This window comes from Limnohabitans sp. 2KL-1 (assembly GCF_003063435.1).
In the GTDB taxonomy this organism is placed as follows: domain Bacteria; phylum Pseudomonadota; class Gammaproteobacteria; order Burkholderiales; family Burkholderiaceae_C; genus Limnohabitans_A.
In genome coordinates this window covers 1-4521 of the sequence record NZ_NESL01000020.1, presented here as the reverse complement: position 1 = coordinate 4521, position 4521 = coordinate 1, and the positions used below count along the sequence as shown (strand labels likewise).

At 62.5% G+C, this 4521-nt stretch carries 1 protein-coding gene; it reads left to right on the top strand.

Features of this window, described 5'->3' with window-relative positions:
- A partial coding sequence (locus B9Z47_RS18615) for a hypothetical protein (RefSeq protein WP_199226480.1) occupies positions 1-4515 on the top strand: 4515 nt, incomplete at its 5' end.
- Positions 4516-4521 lie beyond the last annotated feature (6 nt).

Genomic DNA, 4521 nt, shown 5'->3' with positions numbered 1-4521 from the left:
CGCAGCTACGGCGCAACAGCTCAGACAGAGTTGTCAGAGGCCGTTGCCGCTTTGACCGATCCAGCCACACCCACACAGTTGGCAGCAGTCGAAACTAAGCAAACCGCAGCGATTGCTGCAGCCGCAACAGCAACTACCAAAGCCGCAGAAGCGACAGCCGCAGCGAATGCTGCTAGCGCTGCAGCAACAGCAGCGAACGAAACGATTCCAGCCAGCGTTGCCGCAGCAACTACAGCTGCATCGGCTGCAACAGCAGCGGCGACTGCGGCCAACACAGCCGCAGCCAACAGCGAAGTCACGACGGACGCCAAAGTTGCGACCCTGGCAGACAGTGCCGCAGCCGCAGCGACTGCCGCTAACACAGCCGCAGCAGCGGCCACGTCCGCACAGGCTGAGTTGACGACGGCCGTTAACGCGTTGGATACACCCGCCACACCAGAACAACTGGCAGCAGTGGAAGCCAAACAAGCCGCAGCCATTGCTGCTGCCACAGTCGCGAACATGAAAGCCGCAGAAGCGACAGCCGCAGCGAATGCGGCCAGCGCTGCAGCGACAGCGGCCAATGAAACGGTCCCAGCCAGTGTGGCAGCGGCAACTACGGCTGCCGCTGCCGCGACAGCAGCAGCCACTTCAGCCAACACAGCCGCAGCCGGCAGCGAAGTCACAACAGACGCCAAAGTTTCTGCCCTGGCAGACAGTGCCACAGCAGCAGCGACTGCAGCTAATACAGCTGCAGCAGCGGCCACGTCCGCACAGGCTGAATTGACGACGGCCGTTAACGCGTTGAGCACAACTGCAACGCCAGAGCAACTGACAGCAGTCGAAACAAAGCAAGCAGCAGCCATCGCCGCAGCCGTAGCCGCAAACACCAAAGCCGCAGAAGCTACAGCCGCAGCAAACGCGGCCAGTGCCGCAGCGACAGCGGCCAACGAAACGATTCCAGCCAGCGTGGCAGCAGCGACGACTGCAGCCGCCGCCGCTACAGCAGCTGCCACTTCAGCCAACACAGCCGCAGCGAACAGTGAAGTCACAACAGACGCCAAAGTTTCTGCCCTGGCAGAAAGTGCCACAGCAGCAGCGACTGCAGCTAATACAGCTGCAGCAGCGGCCACGTCCGCACAGGTTGAGTTGACGACGGCCGTTAACGCTTTGGGCACACCTGCAACGCCAGAACAACTGGCGGCAGTGGAAGCCAAACAAAACGCAGCGATTGCTGCAGCCTCAACAGCAACTACCAAAGCTGCAGAAGCAACAGCCGCAGCAAACGCGGCTAGCGCTGCAGCAACAGCAGCGAACGAAACGATTCCAGCCAGCGTTGCCGCAGCAACGACCGCCGCCGCCGCCGCGACAGCAGCTGCCACTTCAGCCAACACAGCCGCAACGAACAGCGAAGTCACGACAGACGCCAAAGTTGCGGTCTTGGCAGAAAGCGCCACAGCCGCAGCGACTGCCGCCAATACAGCTGCAGCAGCGGCCACGTCCGCACAGGCTGAGTTGACGACGGCCGTTAACGCGTTGGGCACACCAGCCACACCAGAACAGTTGGCAGCAGTCGAAACCAAGCAAGCCGCAGCCCTCGCTGCGGCTACTGAAGCGAACACGAAAGCCGCAGAAGCAACAGCTGCAGCAAACGCGGCCAGCGCTGCAGCGACGGCAGCGAACGAAACGATTCCAGCCAGCGTGGCAGCAGCGACGACTGCAGCCGCCGCCGCGACAGCGGCGGCCACTTCAGCCAACACAGCCGCAACCAACAGCGAAGTCACGACAGATGGCAAGGTCGCTGACCTGGCCGCCAGTGCCACAGAAGCCGCAATTGCAGCCAACACAGCCGCAGCAGCGGCCACTGCAGCTCAGACAGCGCTGGAAGCAGCCGTCACAGCCTTGGGCACACCTGCAACGCCAGAGCAGCTGGCAGCAGTCGAAACAAAGCAAGCAGCAGCCATCGCCGCAGCAGCAACAGCAAACACCAAAGCCGCAGAAGCAACAGCCGCAGCAAACGCGGCCAGCGCTGCAGCAACAGCAGCGAACGAAACGATTCCAGCCAGCGTGGCAGCAGCAACGACTGCAGCCGCTGCCGCGACAGCAGCAGCCACTTCAGCCAACACAGCCGCAGCCAACAGCGAAGTCACAACAGACGCCAAAGTTGCGGCCCTGGCAGAAAGTGCCACAGCAGCAGCGACTGCAGCTAATACAGCTGCAGTAGCGGCCACGTCCGCACAGGCTGAGTTGACGACGGCCGTTAACGCTTTGGGCACACCTGCAACGCCAGAACAACTGGCGGCAGTGGAAACTAAGCAAGCCGCAGCCATTGCTGCAGCCGCAACAGCAACTACCAACGCTGCAGAAGCGACGGCTGCAGCGAACGCGGCCAGCGCTGCAGCGATAGCAGTGAACGAAACGATTCCAGCCAGCGTGGCAGCGGCAACGACCGCCGCCGAAGCCGCAACAGCAGCGGCGACTGCCGTTAACACAGCCGCAGCCAACAGCGAAGTCACAACAGACGCCAAAGTTACGGCCTTGGCAGACAGTGCCACAGCCGCCGCAACTGCAGCCAACACAGCCGCAGCAGCGGCCACGTCCGCACAGGCTGAATTGACGACGGCCGTTAACGCGTTGGGTACACCAGCCACACCAGAACAGTTGGCAGCAGTCGAAACCAAGCAAGCCGCAGCCATTGCTGCTGCCACAGTCGCGAACATGAAAGCCGCAGAAGCAACAGCTGCAGCAAACGCGGCCAGCGCTGCAGCGATAGCAGCCAACGAAACGGTCCCCGAAAGTGTGGCGGTAGCCATGACCGCCGCTGCCGCCGCGACAGCAGCAGCCACTTCAGCCAACACAGCCGCAGCCAACAGTGAAGTCACGACAGACGCCAAAGTTGCGGCCCTGGCAGAAAGTGCCACAGCCGCAGCGACTGCAGCCAACACAGCCGCAGCAGCGGCCACAACAGCTCAGACAGAGTTGTCAGAGGCCGTTGCCGCTTTGACCGATCCAGCCACACCCATACAGCTGGCAGCAGTCGAAACTAAGCAAACCGCAGCGATTGCTGCAGCCGCGACGGCAGCTACCAAAGCCGCAGAAGCGACAACCTCAGCGAATGCAGCTAGCGCCGCAGCAACAGCGGCCAACGAAACGATCCCAGCTAGCGTGGCTGCGGCAACGACAGCTGCATCTGCTGCAACAGCAGCCGCAACTGCGGCCAACATAGCCGCAACCAACAGCGAAATCACGACAGACGCCAAAGTTACGGCCTTGGCAGAAAGTGCCACAGTCGCAGCGACTGCCGCTAACACGGCCGCAGCAGCGGCGACAACAGCTCAGACAGAGTTGTCAGAGGCCGTTGCCGCTTTGACCGATCCAGCCACACCCACACAGTTGGCAGCAGTCGAAACTAAGCAAACCGCAGCGATTGCTGCAGCCGCAACAGCAACTACCAAAGCCGCAGAAGCGACAGCCGCAGCAAACGCGGCCAGCGCTGCAGCGACGGCAGCGAACGAAACGATTCCAGCCAGCGTTGCCGCAGCAACTACAGCTGCATCGGCTGCAACAGCAGCGGCGACTGCGGCCAACACAGCCGCAGCCAACAGCGAAGTCACGACGGACGCCAAAGTTGCGACCCTGGCAGACAGTGCCGCAGCCGCAGCGACTGCCGCTAACACAGCCGCAGCAGCGGCCACGTCCGCACAGGCTGAGTTGACGACGGCCGTTAACGCGTTGGATACACCCGCCACACCAGAACAACTGGCAGCAGTGGAAGCCAAACAAGCCGCAGCCATTGCTGCTGCCACAGTCGCGAACATGAAAGCCGCAGAAGCGACAGCCGCAGCGAACGCGGCCAGCGCTGCAGCGATAGCTGCCAACGAAACGGTTCCAGCGAGCGTAGCGGCGGCCATGACAGCAGCATCGGCTGCCACAGCAGCGGCGACTGCGGCAACCACAGCCGCAACCAACAGCGAAGTCACAACAGACGCCAAAGTTGCGGCCCTGGCAGCCAGTGCCGCAGCTGCAGCGACTGCCGCCAACACAGCCGCAGTAGCGGCCACTGCAGCACAGGCTGAATTGACGACGGTCGTTAACGCGTTAGGCACACCTGCAACGCCAGAGCAACTGGCGGCAGTGGAAACCAAGCAAGCAGCAGCGATCACTGCTGCCACAGCCGCGAACACGAAAGCCGCAGAAGCAACAACTGCAGCAAACGCGGCTAGCGCCGCAGCGACGGCAGCAAACGAAACGGTCCCAGCCAGCGTGGAAGCGGCAAATACGGCTGCCGCTGCCGCGACAGCAGCAGCCACTGCCGCCAACACAGCCGCAGCCAACAGCGAAGTCACGACGGACGCCAAAGTTGCGACCCTGGCAGACAGTGCCACAGCCGCAGCGACTGCCGCCAACACGGCCGCAGCAGCGGCGACAACAGCTCAGACAGAGTTGTCAGAGGCCGTTGCCGCTTTGACCGATCCAGCCACACCCACACAGTTGGCAGCAGTCGAAACTAAGCAAACCGCAGCAACTACTGCGTGAGAGGGT